Source organism: Syntrophaceae bacterium (genome assembly GCA_013177795.1).
Classification (GTDB): domain Bacteria; phylum Desulfobacterota; class Syntrophia; order Syntrophales; family UBA2192; genus UBA2192.
This window is the reverse complement of record JABLXY010000001.1, coordinates 146,837-164,170: the sequence shown is the minus strand read 5'-3', so window position 1 is coordinate 164,170 and position 17,334 is coordinate 146,837. Positions and strand designations below refer to the sequence as shown.

Annotated in this window: 13 protein-coding genes; 1 reads left to right on the top strand and 12 read right to left on the bottom strand. The window is 63.7% G+C overall.

Going from position 1 to position 17,334, the window contains the following annotated elements:
* Positions 1-21: 21 nt before the first annotated feature.
* From lptC to HPY67_00635, 12 genes are all read right to left on the bottom strand, one after another.
* Entirely contained in the window at positions 22-525 is a 504-nt protein-coding gene (gene lptC / locus HPY67_00690) for an LPS export ABC transporter periplasmic protein LptC (protein NPV03241.1), read from the bottom strand.
* Positions 526-673: 148 nt separating this feature from the next.
* Positions 674-1,219, bottom strand: coding sequence for an HAD hydrolase family protein (locus tag HPY67_00685; GenBank protein NPV03240.1), 546 nt, complete (start codon positions 1,217-1,219; stop codon positions 674-676).
* Positions 1,219-2,055 carry a 3-deoxy-8-phosphooctulonate synthase gene (kdsA, locus tag HPY67_00680; protein NPV03239.1) on the bottom strand — a complete coding sequence of 279 codons (837 nt, stop codon included), beginning with the start codon at positions 2,053-2,055 and terminating at the stop codon, positions 1,219-1,221. The genes HPY67_00685 and kdsA overlap by 1 nt, the downstream gene beginning before the upstream one ends.
* 134 nt (positions 2,056-2,189) lie before the next feature.
* A complete protein-coding gene (locus tag HPY67_00675) occupies positions 2,190-4,202 on the bottom strand; it encodes a tetratricopeptide repeat protein (protein NPV03238.1) in 2,013 nt (670 codons plus the stop codon).
* Positions 4,203-4,250: 48 nt separating this feature from the next.
* Positions 4,251-5,159: a site-specific tyrosine recombinase XerD gene (gene xerD / locus HPY67_00670; protein NPV03237.1), complete on the bottom strand. Its 909-nt coding sequence runs from the start codon at positions 5,157-5,159 to the stop codon at positions 4,251-4,253.
* A 187-nt stretch (positions 5,160-5,346) separates the two neighbouring features.
* Positions 5,347-6,111 carry a glycosyltransferase family 2 protein gene (locus HPY67_00665; GenBank protein NPV03236.1) on the bottom strand — a complete coding sequence of 255 codons (765 nt, stop codon included), beginning with the start codon at positions 6,109-6,111 and terminating at the stop codon, positions 5,347-5,349.
* A 40-nt stretch (positions 6,112-6,151) separates the two neighbouring features.
* Positions 6,152-7,762 carry a phospholipid carrier-dependent glycosyltransferase gene (locus HPY67_00660; protein NPV03235.1) on the bottom strand — a complete coding sequence of 537 codons (1,611 nt, stop codon included), beginning with the start codon at positions 7,760-7,762 and terminating at the stop codon, positions 6,152-6,154.
* Between the two features lie 127 nt (positions 7,763-7,889).
* On the bottom strand, positions 7,890-9,713 hold the full coding sequence (locus tag HPY67_00655; GenBank protein NPV03234.1) for a tetratricopeptide repeat protein: 1,824 nt from the start codon (positions 9,711-9,713) through the stop codon (positions 7,890-7,892).
* Between the two features lie 307 nt (positions 9,714-10,020).
* Positions 10,021-10,392, bottom strand: a complete 372-nt coding sequence (locus HPY67_00650; GenBank protein NPV03233.1) for a prepilin-type N-terminal cleavage/methylation domain-containing protein — start codon at positions 10,390-10,392, stop codon at positions 10,021-10,023.
* Between the two features lie 370 nt (positions 10,393-10,762).
* Positions 10,763-11,134, bottom strand: coding sequence for a prepilin-type N-terminal cleavage/methylation domain-containing protein (locus HPY67_00645; GenBank protein NPV03232.1), 372 nt, complete (start codon positions 11,132-11,134; stop codon positions 10,763-10,765).
* Between the two features lie 296 nt (positions 11,135-11,430).
* Positions 11,431-12,825, bottom strand: a complete 1,395-nt coding sequence (locus HPY67_00640) for a sigma-54-dependent Fis family transcriptional regulator (GenBank protein NPV03231.1) — start codon at positions 12,823-12,825, stop codon at positions 11,431-11,433.
* Positions 12,800-14,587: a PAS domain S-box protein gene (locus HPY67_00635; GenBank protein ID NPV03230.1), complete on the bottom strand. Its 1,788-nt coding sequence runs from the start codon at positions 14,585-14,587 to the stop codon at positions 12,800-12,802. Before HPY67_00635 ends, HPY67_00640 begins: the two co-directional genes overlap by 26 nt.
* 262 nt (positions 14,588-14,849) lie before the next feature.
* Here HPY67_00635 and HPY67_00630 point away from each other — a divergent pair, with 262 nt between their 5' ends.
* The gene (locus HPY67_00630) at positions 14,850-17,324 is read left to right on the top strand and encodes a DNA internalization-related competence protein ComEC/Rec2 (GenBank protein ID NPV03229.1); all 2,475 of its coding nucleotides are present in this window, start codon (positions 14,850-14,852) and stop codon (positions 17,322-17,324) included.
* Positions 17,325-17,334: the final 10 nt, after the last annotated feature.

The following is a 17,334-nucleotide window of genomic DNA, read 5'->3' as shown; positions in this document are numbered from 1 at the left end:
TCCCCTCGCAACGCCGGCCTGTCACTCGATCCGGGCCCTCACGGGGCCGGTGACCGTGACACGCTCCGACTTCAGCAGCAGCGTCATGCCCCTGCCGTTGACGCTGAGTCTCGGGTTTGTCAGCGTGACGGCGTCCCTCGTTTGGATCTTCTTCTCGCCGTCCGAGTAATGCAGGCGATCCGTGGTGAACCGGTCTCCCCGGCTGGAGAGGATCACCACGTTGCCCTCGATGTCCAAATCCTTCACGTCCGTCCTGAGACGCCCCCGGTCGGCCGAGAGTTCGTACGTTCTGCCGTCCGGAAGGATGAGCTTCATGCGGACCCGCTCGAACCGGGCCAGGTTCTCCTCCTTGAGAAATGTCGCGGTGTCGGCGTTGATCTCGAGTCGGTTCCCCGAGTCGCCCACCTCGGTGTAATGGACATCCCTGATGTACAGATCGACCTTGTCGTCGATGATCTTCAGTGCCGTCTGTTTCTCCGTCTTCGTCGGTGCACCCCCGAACTGCACGGCGGCAACGAGGGCCAAGACGAAGACAACGGCTGCCGCAAGACAGAATTTACCCGACGGCCTCCCTGCGCGTTCCCGAAAAAAATCAAGCCATTTAGCCATGTTTCGTTCGCAGGGCTGCACCATACCATCCGGTGTGGGAGATGTAAAGCCCAAAAGGGGCCGCTCAGGCCCTGTAGCGCTCCATCACGTCCTGCCACTTCCCCTGCACCTTCAGGATCATCTCGCAGACCTCCCGGACGGCCCCCCGGCCCCCCGGGTTCTGCGTGACGAGGTCGACGGCGCGGAGGACTTCCTCGTGGGCATCGGCCACGGTCACGGAGAAACCCGCACGCCGCAGAACGGGCAGATCGACCACATCGTCACCCATGTAGGCCACCTGCCCGGGGGTGAGGCCCCCTGCATGCAGGATCTCCTCGAAGACGGCCAGCTTGTCCAGGGCGCCCTGGTAGACCTTCCTTACGCCGAGCTCCCGCGCGCGGTGCTCGACCACGCGGGACTTCCGCCCCGTGAGGAACATCACCTCGATACCGGCTCTCTGGATCATCTTGAGGCCGTGCCCGTCGCGGACATGGAAACTCTTGGTCTCCTGCCCGTCGTCGCCGATGACGATGCCGCCGTCGGTCAGCACGCCGTCCACATCGAGGATGAGCACGCTCACCTTCCGGATCTTTTCCTCGAGGGCCGATCCGATTCTCGTCTCGATCCCCATCACCCGCCCTTCCTCATGTCTTTCTTCACCAGCCTGTCGATTTCCTGGAGCGTCTCGAGGAGGCCCCGCAGGGAGTCCAGCGCCAGCGAGTTCGGCCCGTCGCAACGGGCCCTGTCCGGGTCGGGGTGGACTTCCACGAACAGCGCATCCACGCCGACCGCCACGGCCGCGCGCGCCAGGAAGACGGCCATGGCGCGGTCCCCGCCGGAGGCCTCCCCGGCCCCGCCGGGCAGCTGCACGCTGTGCGTCGCGTCGAAGACGACGGGGTAGCCCATCCCCCTCAGGATCGGGATCGACCGCATGTCGGAGACGAGGTTGTTGTAGCCGAAGCTCGCGCCCCGTTCGGTGATCAGGATGTTGCGGTTGCCGGCCGATTCGACCTTCCGCACCACGTTGGCCATGTCCCAGGGTGCGAGGAACTGCCCTTTTTTGATGTTGACGACCTTTGCGTGCCGTGCCAGCTCCACGACGAAATCCGTCTGGCGGCACAGAAACGCAGGGATCTGGGCCACGTCGAGGACCTCCGAGGCCGGTTCGATTTCCTCGAACCGGTGGACGTCGGACAGAACGGGGATGCCGAAATCCTCCCGGATCGCCTTCAGGATCCTCAATCCCCTGTCGAGCCCCGGCCCCCGGTAGGAGCGCAGGCTCGACCGATTGGCCTTGTCGTAGGAGGACTTGAAGATGAAGGGGATCCCCAGCTCCGTCGTGATCTCCTTGAGGTAGGCGGCGACCCTGCGGGTCACTCTCTCGCCCTCGATGACGCAGGGACCGGCAATGAGCGCGAAGGGCTCCCCTCCGCCGATCTTGATGCCTCCGACATTGATTTTACGCATGTTGCGTCACTTGCTCCCAGTTATTCCGTCCCGGACCTATTGGAATCATGGAATGCTGGAATAATGGGTCTGTCCATTTCATGATGGACTCATTCCCATCCTTCCAATATTCCATCATGCCATCATTCCCTGCCCTACTCCCGGTGCTTTTCCTCCAGCATCCGGATTCTCAACTGCGGGATCCTTTCCGCCGCGCGGGATTCGGGGTTGATCTGATAGGCGGCCTTATACGCCTCGAGGGCCTCTTTGTACAATTTCTTTTTCTCGTAGGCCTCCCCCAGGCCCAGCCAGGCCCCCTCGTCCTCCTTGTCGTACCGCACGGCGAGCCTGAAATTCTCGATGGCCTTGTCGGTCTGCCCCTTGAGGCTGTGGATGTATCCCATGTTGGCATAGGCAAGCCCCCGCTTGGGGTCGGCGGCGGCAATCTGCCGGTAGGTCTTGAGCGCCGCGTCGTACTGCTTGGCCTTCATCTGCTGTGCGCCTAGCCGCTCGAGGGCCTCCGTGGAGGCTTTCCCCGATTTGCCCCCCTTTTCGAGGGCTTTTGCCGCCTCCTTGCCGCGCCCCTGCTTCTCGTAGATGGCGGCGAGATTCAGATGGATATTGGGGTCGTTGGAGCCCAGCTGGAGGGCCTTTTTGTAGCTGGCCTCCGCCTCGGGATACCGCTTCAACTCCCCGTAGGCAAACCCGAGATCCGCATGGATCCGGGGGTTCTTCGGGGCCGTCTTCTTGATCCGGTTCAGGGCGTCGACGGCTTCCTTGTAACGCTTGCCGCGGAAATAGTGCTCCGCGATCCGTGCCGCGGCATCCGGGTCGTCGGGCTTGAGCCGCAGCACCTTCTCGTACTGCGCGAGCGCCTCCTTGTGACGCTTGGCCTTGTCATAGGCCACGCCGAGGTTGTAGTGGAGAATGGGGTCCTTCGGCTGAAGCGCGATGGCCTTCCTGTAGTTCTCGATCTCTTCCTTGACCTGCCCCTTCTTGCCGTGGGCCTGTGCAAGGCTCGCATACGCGCCCGGGTCCTTCCCGTCCTTCTTCACCAGCTTCCCGTAGATCCGCGCCGCGTCCTTCTCCCTGCCCGCCTTCCGATAGGCATCGGCGAGGGCCTGGGCGACCCGCTGGTCGTTGGGCAGCTGGTTGTACGCCGCCTCGTACTCCCTGACGGCCGATGCGAGTTTCCCCGTCTTCTCGTAGGCCCCGCCGAGGCTGAAATGGACCATGGCGTCGCCGGGCTTGAGCCGCAGCGAGGTCTCGTAGTGTTTGACGGCCTCGTTCCACTTGCCCATTTTCCCGTACAGGAACCCCCCGACGGCATGGGCGCCTGCATCCTTCGGGTTGAGCTCGGTGAGCCGTTTCGTCAACGGCAGGGCGCTGCTGTAGTCCTTCTTCTCGACGTGGCAGCGTGCCAGCCCGGAGAGGGCCGACACGTCATCGGGCGTCCGGGCCAGCACCGCACGGTACTGGGCCATGGCCAGGTCGATCTTCCCGGATTCGAGATACTGCTCGGCCAGGGTCTTTCGAAGCGCCGTGTCGTCCGGGTTCATGCTGAGGGCCTTCTCGAGCGCCTGCGCCTGCCACTTCGCATGGGCCGGGTTCCTGGCGAAGCGCAGCCAGTCCTGCGGCGTCAGATCGATGCGGACCGGCACGGTGCCGATCTCCTGTTCGCCGTAGCGGACCCTGATGGCAGAGGGCGGCAGGGGCTTGCCGCGCAGGGCCTCCCTCGCGGAAGCGCTCATCGCCGCATCCACCAGTTCGACGGCCTTGAGAAGGACCTTGAGGTCGTTTGACCCGCCCAGGCCCTCCACGTCGACGGTGATGTTCCTTTCAAAGAGGGAATCGGTGGAGACCTTCTTGACGATGAATTCGTCCCGGTAGGTGATCGCGAAGGTATCGCCGGACGCGATGCGCTCGTCGCTGCCGTTGCGCTCGATGACGAGGTAATGGAAGGCGGGCGGCCTGCCGAGGAGACTGACCCGCACGAGACCCCTGATCCCCTTGACGGTGAAGATCTCCCCGTAGAAGGCGATCAGCAAGCCCAGCCCGACGATGACCAGGACGCCAGCCAAGGCGGCCGCAACGGGCATCAGCGGGCGGCCCGTTCTCTCTTTCCGCAGCCTGCGTTCCCTCCGCTCATCCTTCTTGTAGTAATCCATGGTTGACGTTTAACCTGTGGACCGCGTTGTGATGGGTGCGCCGCGGGTTCACCCTCTCGGATGAAACCGTTTGTGGACCTCCTTGAGCCTCTCCCGCGTCACGTGGGTGTAGATCTGCGTCGTCGAGATGTCCGCATGCCCCAGCATGACCTGGACCGAACGAAGGTCCGCCCCCCCTTCGAGCAGGTGCGTCGCGAAGGAATGCCTGAAGGTGTGCGGGTGCACCTTCCGCTCGAGGCCGGCCATTCTCGCATATTTCTTGATCAGTTTCCATAGCCCCTGCCGCGTGAACCGCTCGCCGGAGCGGTTGAGGAAGAGCGCGTTCGATGTCTTTTTCTTCAGGAAGACGGGCCTGGCCTGCTCGATGTATCGCCCGAGCCACCCCAGGGCCGACTGCCCGACGGGCACGATCCGCTCCTTGCGCCCCTTGCCGACGGTGACGAGAAACCCCATCTGCCGGTTCACCCTGTTCAGGGTCAGGGTCGCCAGCTCCGAGACGCGGATCCCCGTGGCGTACAGAAGCTCCAGCATCGCCCGGTCCCGGACGCCCGCCGGGGTCGCCTCCGCGGGCTGGCCGAGCAGGGTCTCCATCTCCTCGCGGCTCAGCGCGCCGGGAAGGCGCATCCAGGTCCGTGCCGTCTCGACCCGGGCCAGCGGGTTTTCCTTCACGTGCGCCTCGCGGAGCAGGTACTTGTAGAACCCCCGGATCGCGGCCAGCTTCCGGTTCATGGTCGCCGACGAGAGTCCCTGGCCGCGAAGCGCCCCGAGAAACGCCGTGACGTGCTCCGGGCTCACGGCAAGGGGGGATGAGGCCCCGGATGCCCGGGCATGATCGAGGAATTGCCCGATATCGCGGCTGTAGGCCTCCAGGGTGTTGAGCGACGCTCCCCTCTCGACGGCAAGGAAATGGAGATACTCCTCGACCAGGGCCGATTCCGCCTTTCTGTCCGCCGGCATCCCTGCCCTCCCGACACGCAACGGCCTCCGCGGCCGATTCCATGCCGTCCCTCTTATCGCAAAGGAGGTTGGGCAGGCAACGGCTATTTTGCCGGCTCTGCGGCAACCGCTCCGGTCCTGTCGGACGGGAGCTCGTTTGGGTCTTTCATGCATGGGACCTGCGGATGCCGCCGGCGTGGCGATGCGCTCAACGTGCTTTCTGCGCTCCACGGGGAAAGAGGGGTGTCCGGGCTGCGCCCATCCGGGCCAGCCCGAAAAGAACCGCCATCCAGAGGCAGCCGAACCCGTAGCGGACACTGCGGCGGAAGTTGATGGACGAGGAGTCCGCACGGTAGCGCGTGGGGCAGCTGATCTCGGCAATCGGGTGGCCGTACCAAAGCACCTGCAGGAGCATCTGGTTGTCGAAAATGAAGTCGTCCGAGTTTCGGTCGAGCGGGAGTTCCTCCAGGACCTTTCTTGAGAAGGCCCTGTAGCCCGTGTGATACTCGGACAGCTTGCCTCCCGTGAAGAAATTCTCGAACAGGGTGAGGAACCGGTTGGCCGCATAGCGCCACAGGGGCATGCCGCCGCGCAGGGCGTGGCCCCCGAGGATGCGCGAGCCGAGAACGCACTCGTAGAGGCCGCTGCCGATGAGCGAGGCCATGGCCGGGATCAGTTTCGGGGTGTACTGGTAGTCGGGGTGCACCATGATGACGATGTCGGCGCCCTCCTCGAGGGCGAGCCGGTAGCAGGTCTTCTGGTTGGCCCCGTACCCCCGGTTCTCCGGGTGCCGGTGCACCCGCACGTTCGGCAACGTCATCGCAAGCGCGACGGTTTCGTCGCGGCTCGCATCGTCGACGACGATGACCCGGTCGACGACGCCCTGCGCCATGACCTCGTCGTAGGTCACCCGCAGGGTCTGCGCCGCATTGTACGCGGGCATCACGACGACGACTTTCTTCCCCGCGAACATGCCCACCCCCCGGCCGCGGCGGCGTCCCGCCGTGACCCCGTCAGCGGATCCAATAGACCGCGTGGCCGTTCGATTCGTAGAGTTTGACCAGGCTCTCGGCAAGCATCTGCCGCACGCCCCGCAGGGTTTCCGCGGGGATGTTGTCTTCCAAGGCCTTCGCCAGGAGCGCTTCCTGCACCAGGAGATGGCTCCCCCCGAGAGATTTCAGGAAACCCGACATAGCCGCAGGATCCGCCGAGAACCGCGCCATGGCTTTCACGATGCCTGCCTCGAGCCCCGCATGGTGGATGTAGTCCCGCTCCAGGTAGTACCCTCGCCCGCTCAGGTACAGGAGGCAGACAACGGCATCCTGGGGCAGGTTCCGATTGATGTATGCCACGGCCCGGTAGCTTCCGACCTGCCGGGACAGAAACTCGTCCCGAGATTCTTCGCCGAGAATATACGGCATGGGCCCCACGCCTGCAACCAGATTTCCCAGGTAAACCAGATTCAGGACGATCAGCACGGCAACTCCTGCGGCGGCGACCCCCGCGGCAGCGGCACCCGCCCGATGCCGCCGGGCCCGCAGCCACTCCACCGCATTGCGGATCCCCATGACGGCGAGGATCGTCATGAACGGCAACGTGGACAGGATGTATCGGATGCGCAGGTCCGCCGTCAGCGCGGTCAGGCAGAAGACGGCGGCGATGAACGCGAGAAACAGCCCCCGGTGCCCCTTGCGCCCCCCGGCGAACGCGAAGGGGGCCGCCAGGGCAAGCAGGGGGTTCAGGACGCCATCGAAGTGCTGCGGGGAGTGGTCGCGGCCCTCGAAAAAGATCCGGACAGGCAGCAGCAGGATCTGCCAGGCCTCCTCACCGTACATCATCAACCGGCTGCGGAAGATGTTGAAGCCGCCCTGCCCGGCATCGCCCGCAACCAGGAAAGCGGCCGGCTCGCGGCCCCCGTGGATGAAGGTGAACAGGCCGTCCAGCAGGGGATAGACCGGGTTTCCCTTCAGCATGAGATTCTTCAGCAGCCACGGGGAGACGACGGCAAGGGCAACGACAAAAAACAGCCCTCCCCACTGCACGGCCTGCAGTTGCCTCCCGGTGTCGCGCGCATACAGAAAGCAGACGGTCCCGTTGAGGACGACCCAGGGGATGAACGCGTTGTATTTGGTGCCTGCCGCCAGGCCCATGCAGACAGCGGAAAGAAGGAGCCATTTCGTCTGCCCATAGCCGCCGTCCCTCCAGCGGACATAGCTCAGGACGCTTGCCGTCGTGAAGAAGACCATCCCGAGATCCACATATGCCGTGACGGACAGGCGCATCACCATCGGCGTGCTCGCAAAGATCAGCAAACCGAGAAAGGCCCACATCCGACCTTCATGGCGCCTGAGATACCGGTAGACGAGATATCCCGTCCCCCACCCGAAGAGCATATGGATCAGGGCGGGCACCACGTCGCAGCCGAAGGCGAGCGGCACGAGGTACAGGAGGTCGATGTTCATCGGGAAGTAGCTCTCATTGGACCAAGGGATCTCGTAGAACCCCCCGTGCCGGATCCAGAGCTTCGGGATGGCGAGGTGGTGGATGAGGGCATCGCGCGACGCGGGCGGCAGCAGACACAGGAGAACCTCCACCGCCAGGATGCCGGCAAGGGTGCACGCCATCAGCAGGCAGAGTGCCCGCTGCAGGCCATGCCCAGGCGCTGCGGGTGATGGGCCTTTTCCGATTCCCGCGGTTCCGTTCCCGCCGGCGTCGTGTTGCGGAGATGGGTCTCGCATCGCTTCGTTCCGATCACGGCCGCTGGGCCGCACTCGTGAGGATCTGGAGATTCCGCTCGATCTGGGGATGCCCGGGCGCCAGGGCCAGGGCCTTCCGGAGGCAGTCGATCGCCTCACCCGAACGGCCCTGCGCGTTGCGGAGAAAGGCAAGGTTGTTGAGCCCCTCGGCACTCCGGGGGTTGAGGCGCAGGGCTTCGATCAGGTGCCTCTCCGCATCTCGCAGGTTGCCCTGTTGCAGGTAGATCATTCCCAGGTTCGTGTGCGCGCCGTCGAGACTCGGGTCGATTCGGAGCGCCTCCAGGAAATCCTCCCTTGCCTGATCGAAGTTTTTCTGTCCCGCCTGCAGCAGCCCCCGCTCGATCCGTGGCTTCGCGGAACCCGGTTCGAGGGCCATCGCCTGCGCGAAGTGCCGCATGGCTTCTTCCACACGGTTTTCGCGGCCTGCGCAGATGCCCAGGTTGCAGTAGGCGGATGCATAATCCCGTTTCTGTTCGATCGCCTTCAGAAAATGCGGCACAGCCTTTCCGCAGTCGTTCCGATCCAGGTAGGCGGCCCCCGCGTTGTTGTGCGCCACGGGGTTCACGCCCGTCACCGCGGCGGCATGTTCGAAGAGCGAAACGCCCGTCCGCCACGTCATGACCTGGTTTGAAGTGAGAAACAGCAGCCCCGCCAGCAGAAGAGAAACGCTGGCCGCCGCGGGCCGCCTCAGCCCGGGATGCCTCTCGACGAGCGATTTCGCCCCCCACGCCGCGGCCAGGTAGATTCCCATCAGGGGGATATAGGTGTAACGGTCCGCCATGGCCTGGGAGCCGACCTGGACGAGCCCGATCACGGGAACCAGCGTGCCCAGGTACCACAGCCAGCCCACGCCCAGGAAGGGCATTTCCCGGGCCTTCATCGCCGCGACACCGCTCAGGGCTGCAAGCAGAATCGCCGCCGACGCGATCTGCCACGCCGGCGGCATCCCCAGGTGGGGGTAGTAAACGGCAAGGTGAACGGGCCAGACAGCCTTTCCCAGGTACGCCGCGTAGGACACCAGAGCATTGGCGACCCTCTCCCCGATCGGGATTTTCTCCAGGGTCAGCAGGGCCCCCGCACTCCTCTGGGCTGCCACGGCGACGATGCAGATGGGGACGGCGAGAAGGATCAGGGGGATCTTCTCGCCCACGAGCCGCAGAGCATTTGATCTGACCGGCACAGATCCGTGCGGAACGCGCCGTTCGAAACCGGTGGCGGTCCCCGACAGCCGATTCAAGGGCCAGTAATCCAAGAGCAGCAGCACGAAAGGAAGCGTCACGACCATAGGCTTCGACAGCAGGCCCAGACCAAACGAGACCAGCACCAGAACGTACCGGTGCAGCGACGGCCGCCTGACGTAGAGGACATAGGCGCCCATCGTGAGGATCCAGAAGAGGCCGCCCAGCACATCCTTTCTCTCCGAGACCCAGGCAACCGATTCCACATGGAGGGGATGAACGGCAAAGAGCGCCGCCACGAGAGCGCTGGTCCACGTCGCGCCCGTCATGGCGGAGATCACGAAAAACAGCAGGACCGTACTGGCGAGGTGGATCAGGACATTCGTGATGTGATGGCCGCCCGCGTGCACCCCGTGGAGATCGACGTCGGCCATGTGCGAAAGCCAGGTGAGCGGGTGCCAGTTGCCGGCGTGGTATGTCGTGAAGGCCCAGCGGACGCCGTCAGACGTCAGTCCCCTCAGCACGTGGTTGTTTCTGGCAACGTAGAGATCGTCATCGTAGACAAATTCGAACGACGAGACCGGACCGTACAGGACGAGAACAGCCGCCGCAAGAAGGCCGACCAGCAGGTAGTTCCTCATCCGTCGTTCGCCCCACGGCGAAAGAAACGTTGCCGTGCCGCCATCACTCTCGTACGCGGTGCCGTTCGTATCCAACCCGACCCTTCGCAGAACTGTGCAGTTTTCTTCTGTTGTTGATGGATCGCATTTCCCCGTGGATATCGGCGATCCCGATTGCCCCTACCCATAAAGCAAGAAGCGCGCCCGCGCGCACGTCATCACCCGCCGGTGCGACCGGGACGTGCCGGATATCGGCGACGGACGAAAAAAAAACGGGTGGAAGGGACCCCCTCCACCCGGGCCGAAGAGTGCTTTGAGGTAACCTACGTTACGGACTGATCGCTCCGGAGGCGTTGATCGTGTACGTCCTGTCGCCGCTGCCGTGAACCGCCGTGAGCGAAAGGCCGGCCATCGTCCCGTCGACCACCGTCAGCGTGACGCCCGTGGACTGGGTGTATCCCGCGCCCTGCAGTCTCGCAACCGTCACCGTTGCGGTGGGCCAGTCGCTGAAGTAGGCCTGGGCCGCCGTGTAGGCGTTCTTCACGTCCGCGCGGGCCGTCGCGTTGTAGCCCCTGGTGCGGTACGAGGTGAACTGCGGGATTGCGATGGCCGCCAGGATGGCGATGATGGCCACGACGATCATGAGCTCGATCAGCGTGAAACCCCTCCTCCCTCTTTTCTTGGCAAAGTAACTCAACATAATGACCTCCTCAATGATCTTGCTGTACGTCTCTCATACCCTTTATCGACATGGGCCGGAAAACCTTGAACCCGATTGTCGACCTTCCGCCTCCGTTGCCGCGTCATGACCGCTCATCCACGACAAGGCAACTTCGGTGCCATGTTGCGATGCTAGATCAAAATAATAAAATCAGCATTGATATCGGCATCTTAGCCGATGAGCAACTTTTCTTCCGACACCACCGTGGTTCGCGAAAGCTGATGATTCTCATCACCTGCTGACGATCTTCATTACCTCCGGGCAGCGTGATGCCCCGGAGTCGAAAAAAAAACCGGGTGAAAGGGGATCCCTTCCACCCGGGCCGAAGAGTGCTTCGAGATGACCGATGTTACGGACTGATCGCTCCGGCGGCGTTGATCGTGTACGTCCTGTCACCGCTGCTGTGCGCCGCCGTGAGCGACAGGCCCGACATCGTCCCGTTGACAACCGTCAGCGTGACGCCCGTGGACTGGGTGTATCCTGCGCCCTGCAGTCTCGCGACCGTCACCGTGGCGGTGGGCCAGTCGCTGAAGTAGGCCTGAGCCGCCGTGTAGGCGTTCTTCACGTCCGCGCGGGCCGCCGTGTTGTAGCCCCTGACGCGGTACGAGGTGAACTGCGGGATTGCGATGGCCGCCAGGATGGCGATGATGGCCACGACGATCATGAGCTCGATCAGCGTGAAGCCCTTCTTGCCTCTCTTCTTCGCGAAATAACTGATCATGATAACCTCCCGTTCGATTTTCTTTTGTATGTTCTCTAACTTCTAGCTTTCATTATCGCCCGATTGCCGGAGTACTTTAGACCGATCTGCTTTTCTTTTTTCACCCTCCCTGCCGTGTTTTTCCGTTCTGACCGTGAATAAGCATTTCGTGTGCCAGCTTTCAAGCCTCTGGCAGAGTAATAATATCAACATAAATATCAATTACTTACATCGCAATGACGATCTTTTTCCCGTGACGGTCACAATGACGAGGCCTGGGGAAGCTGCTGATTCTCATCAGCCCCTGCTGCTTCCCATCACTTTCCATCCCCGTTGCCGCCCTCCATCCCGAGTTTCTCGAGACGGTGCCGCAGGCTCGGGAAACTCACGCCGAGAAGCGAGGCCGCCTTCGTCTTTGACCCCTTGGCCCTCTCGAGGGCTTTGCGGATGATCTCGCGCTCGAACCGTTCCAGCTCACGGTTCAGATCGATGCCTCCTTCCGGGAATTCCCCTGCGCATCCGGCCGCTGCGGCCGCGCTGTTTCCCTCTTCCGCGATGATCAGGTTCTCGGGCAGGATGATGCTCGAGCTCTCCAGGGCGACGCTGCGTTCAATGATGTTTTCCAATTCCCGGATATTCCCTGGAAAGGGGTAGCGCATGAGCAGTTCCAGGGCATAGGCGGAGATCCGTTTGATTTCCTTCCCGAACTCCCGGGTGTATTTCTCGATGAAGTGCTGCACGAGCAGGGGGATGTCCTCCCTGCGCTCCCGCAGCGGCGGGATGCGGACCGGGATCACGTTGAGCCGGAAGTACAGATCCTCCCTGAACTCGCCGCGCCTGACTTTTTCCTGCAGGTCTTGGTTCGTGGCGGAGATGATCCGCACGTCGGTCTTGATGTCCTCGGAGCCCCCGATACGGCGGATCGTCCGCTCCTGCAGGACACGGAGGAGCTTGACCTGGAGAACCACGGGCAGTTCGGCGATCTCGTCGAGGAAGATCGTCCCGCCCCGGGCGACCTCGAAGAGTCCTGCCCGGTCCGCAAAGGCCCCCGTGAAGGAGCCCTTCATGTACCCGAACAGCTCGCTTTCCAGGAGATTCTCAGGGATGCCCCCGCAGTTGATGGCCACGAAGGGCTTTGCCCTCCGGGCGCTGTTGCCGTGGATGGCCCGGGCCACCAGCTCCTTGCCCGTACCGCTCTCGCCCAGCAGGAGAACGTTGGCCGGCGTGTCTGCGACCTTGCTGATCAGGGCGTAGACCTTCTGCATCTCCTTGCTGCGGCCCACCATGGTGCCGAAATAGCGGGTATCGTTTCCCTCCTGCGGGGCCGCGGTCGCTTGCTTCCGCTCCGCCTCCCTCTTCTCCAGGGCGTCGCGCACGATCGTCAGCAGGTCGTCGACATTGAAGTTCTTCTCGACGTAGTCATAGGCCCCCTCGCGCATCGCGGCCAGGGCCGTCTCCCCGGACGCAAAGGCGGTCAGGAGGATGACGGCCGTCTCCGGCGCCGCCTCCTTGACGCCCCTGAGCAGGTCGATCCCGTCGACGCGCGGCATCTTCAGGTCCGTGATGACGAGGTCGAATTTCTTCTTTCGGATGATCTCCAGCGCCGCAGCCCCGTCGTCAGCCGTGGCAACCTGGTATCCCTCGCGGGAGAGCATGATGTCGAGCATGTCCTGCATGCCCCGGTCATCATCGACAACGAGAATCCGCTCCATGGTCACCTCTTATTATTGATTGCGCGGCACCCGCCGCAGCCGCATGCCGTGCCGGATGCCCTTCTTCGCCGGTACCATCCGATTCCTCCGGCGCAATCCGGGGAAATCGGACGGCGAACCGCGTTCCCCGGGAGACCTCGCTCTGCACCTCGACCGAACCGCCGTGGCTCTCCACGATCCGCCGCACGATGGCGAGGCCCAGGCCGCTGCCCCGTTCCTTGGTCGTGTAGAAGGGCTCCCAAATCTTTTCGAGCTGGTCCGGTGCGATGCCGCTTCCGGAGTCGCCGATCTCGACTCTCACGGCGCGCGACGAACCGTTCTCACCTTCGGGCGCGGCGGTCACGGTGAGGGTCCCTCCCTCCGGCATGGCCTGGATCGCGTTGATCATGAGGTTCCACAGGACCTGCCGGATCTCGGCAGGGTCGCCCATCACCTTGAGCCCCTGCCCCAGTTCTTTTCGCAGCTCTACCCTCGGGTTCCAGTCGGCTCCCACGGTGAGCGACTCGGTCACGTCCTCGACGAGCCTGCCGATGTCCGTCACCGACCGGCTGCCCCGGTTGGCGCGCGCCATGAGAAGAAAGTTTCGCACGAGGCTTTCCATCTGGTCCTTTCCCCGCAGGATGACCTGCATGAGACGCTCGTCCGTCGGTTCGAGCTTGAGGTCGCGCCGGAGGATCTGGATGGAGCCGCTGATGGACTGCAGCGGGGTGCGCAGCTCGTGGGCAAGCCCCGCCGCCATCTGCCCGATGAAGGCAAGCTGCTTGTTTCTCTCGCCCTCCCGCTCCATTGCCTTGAACGCAGTCAGGTCCTGGAAGATGAGGATACTGCCGATCTTCACGCCCCGTTCGTAGAGGGGCGACCCGGAGATGCCCAGGATCACGGACTCGCCTGACTTCCTCCGGATCACGATCTCGAAGCGCCTCCGTTGCCGAACCCCCTCGTCCGGCCCCGCCTGTGCAATCACGGCCGAAACACCCGGGAAGATCTCCTCGACGCTGCGGTTGAACACCTCCCCGAGGGTGAAGCCCGAAATCTCCTCGGCGGCACGGTTGAAGGAGCGGATCTGACCCACGAGGTTGACCGTCAGGATGCCGGTGTCGATGGATTCGATGATGCTGCGATGCAGCAGGTCGAGCCGGTCGAAGGCCGTGACCTTTTCCGCGAGCAGGCGCTTGGTCCTGCGTTCCTGCTCCACCACGAAGCTCGCCAGGAGAGCCATGATGAAAAACGAGGCCACATGGGTCGTCACCCGGGTGAGGATGTAGCCTCGGGTCAGCTCTCCCCTGGAAACGATTCCCTCGTCGTAGAGAAACTCGAAGGTCCCCGAACAATCCAGGTTGACGACCAGCACGTAGCTCAGGCTGCAAAGCGCGGCGATCGAGAGGCCTCCTTTGCGGCCCAGGAAGAGGGTCGAGTAGATGATGACCAGCGAGTACAGCACGGAATAGACGCTGTCGATGCCGCCCGTCAGAAGGACGATCCCCGTCACGAAGACCACGTCGAAGAAGGATTGGCCGGCCAGATGCAACCGGCGCCGCCGCGCCGTCCTCGGCATGGCAAGGCAGAGGGCGGAAAATGCATAGATGACGGAAATCAGGGAATAGCTGATCCAGAGGTACTCCTCGGGGAGCTTCCCGACGGCACGGAACTGGATGTAGACGATGACCCCGAGGAAATAGGACACCACGGCAAGCCGCGAAAAGACGATCCACCTCGTGTTTCGTTCTGCCTGGTCCAGCTCGGAGAGATGCGCTTCCGTCATCGCGCGAAAGGGTCCCCCTGAAGTCTCCTGCCTCCGCGGGCCGCAATTATGCGGGAAAAGGTTACACCTGTTACTTTCGTCACATTTCCCGCAATCTTTAGCCTTTCCTGTCTCTCCCCATTGACAGGAAACTTCGTTTGTGGTTTGTCCTTCCCCATCCGGTACGCACACCTCCTTCCTGTTCGGCCGGGCCGACTGCAGCTTGAGCGGCAGCAGGGCGACCGCACCACGGGCACACTCCGTCCCGGGCAAGGCAAGGCAGGTGATCAAGCGCCCCCTTCCTCTCTTACTTGTTTTTTTCATCGCCGGGATCGTGACGGCCTTCGCCTTTCCTGTCCCGAGTGCATGGGCGCTGGCCACCCTCGCCGCCGGGGGCACCCTCTCGCTGGTCTTCTTCGCCGCCCGCCGCCATACGGCTGCGTTCATCGCAGCCGCTGTCGGCTTCGTCGCCCTGGGCATCCTGGGGCTGGGCCCGATCCTCTACGGGGAGCCCGCTCCGGACCACGTCGTCCACTGGGCGGAAAAGGGGAAAATCGTCCTCGACGGCGTGGTCGCCGAAAACCCGAGACTCTCCGAGGACCGGACCTCGCTTGTTCTCGAGGTTGTGAGGGTCGAGTGCGGTGGCGTGCCGTACGGCGCAAGCGGGAGATTGCTGCTCTCCGTCGGCGATCACACGCGGGATTTCAAGTACGGGGATTACGTCCGGACGGCAGTCCGCCTGAAGCACCCGCGCAGTTTCGCCAACCCCGGGGCCTTCGACTACTCGCGTCACCTGCGGCTGCAGGGAATCCGGGTGAGGGGCCACGTGGACGATCCGCGGAAGATCGTCATCATCCGCGAGGGGGTGGGGCTGCCCTGGAGGCAAACCCTCGAGCGTTTCCGGACCCGCATCCGTGACCGCATCCGCTCGCAGGCCCCTTTTCCCGAGGGGACCCTGATCCAGGCCCTGGCCTTGGGCGAGAAGAGCGAGATGCCCCGTCAGCTTCTCGATCAGTTCGCGCGGACCGGCACGGCCCATATTCTGGCCATCTCCGGCCTTCACGTCGGGATCATCGCCCTCATCGCCTTCTTCGTTGTTCGAACCCTGCTGAAAACATCCGAGTACCTGCTGCTTCGCCTCAACATCCAGAAAGTATCCGCCCTCTTTGCCTTCCTTCCCGTCGCGGCCTATGCCTTCGTGGCCGGCCTCGGCATGTCCACGATGAGGGCCCTTCTCATGACGCTGGCCCTGCTCACGGCCGTCCTGATGGGCCGCGCGAGGGATCTCCCCAACACCCTGGCCCTTGCCGCCTTTGCCATCCTCGTGTTCTGCCCTGCGGCCCTGTTCGACATCTCCTTTCAGCTTTCCTTCGCGGCCGTCGCGGCCCTCCTGCTCCTGATGCCCGGAATCACGGAGCGCCTGGCGGCCTGGAAGAGGAGGCCGGGGGCGCACATGGTGCAGCTGATGCGGCATGCGGCGGCAAACGTAACCCTTTTCCTGTCGGTCTCTGCGGCCGCCACCCTGGGCACCCTTCCCCTCATCGTGTACTACTTCAACCGGGTCCCCAACATCACCCTCGCGGCCAACCTGGTCCTTGTGCCGCTCCTCGGTTTTGTCGTCCTGCCGCTCTCGCTGCTGCTCGTCCTCATTGCGCCCATCTCCGAGACCCTTTCGGCCCCCCTGATCGACCTCACCGTGTGGTTCGCCCGACTGGGCCTCGATTTCAACGGCCGTCTCGCCTCGCTCCCCTGGTCTTCCTCGGTCCTGACGACCCCTTCGCTCGCCGAGGTGGCGGCCTGCTACGTCATCCTCCTCACGGCGGCTTTGATGCTGGGACTCCCGGGGAGGCGTGAGGGGGGCGTTCTGTTCTTTCGAACGCCGCGCAGGGCGGCGGCCGTGCTGGCGCTGGCGGTCTTCTTCCTCGCGGGCCACGCCGCGTGGTTTTCCCTCAAGCCTGGGAACCGGGAAACACTCCGGGTGACGTTCCTGGATGTGGGACATGGATCCAGCACCCTGGTTGAGCTCCCAGGGGGGAAGAGGATGCTTATCGACGGCGGCGGGTTCTATGACGATCGATTCGACATGGGGCGTTACGTCGTTGCGCCGTTTCTCTGGCACAGCCGGATCGGGAAGATCGACACCGTCGTCCTGACCCATCCGCACCCCGACCATGTCAACGGTCTGCCGTTCATCCTGGAGCACTTCGACGTGGAGGAGGTGTGGTCAAACGGCGATGAGGCCCGGGTCCACTGGGGCGCCCCCCTGGTGGAAAAGATGGGACAGAGGGGGATTGCCCCCCGCATCCTCACGTCGAAATCCCCCCCGATAGACCTGGGCGAGGTGCGGATCCGCATCCTGAACCCCCCGGAAGCCCTTACGCCCGGCGAGGTCCCCGGCGAACGGCAAACCAACGAGCGCGCCCTCGTGCTGCAGCTGCTGTGGAGAGACGCCTCCTTTCTTCTGCCCTCCGACATCGGGGCGGCGACCGAGCCGAGCATCCTGGCCCGCGCCGGAGCGCTGCAAAGCGGGGTCCTCCTGGCGCCGCACCACGGCTCTGCCTATTCCGGCACGGGACCCTTTCTGAGGGCCGTCCGCCCCGAAGCGATCGTCATCAGCGCGGGCCGCCCCGTCCGGGAGGATGTCCTCGAGCGGTACCGCCGCACGGGGGCCGCTGTCTGGCGCACCGACCTTCACGGGGCCCTCCGGATCACCACGGACGGGCGGCGTTACGAGGTCGTGCCCTTCAAAAGCCCATGATTCCTATTGC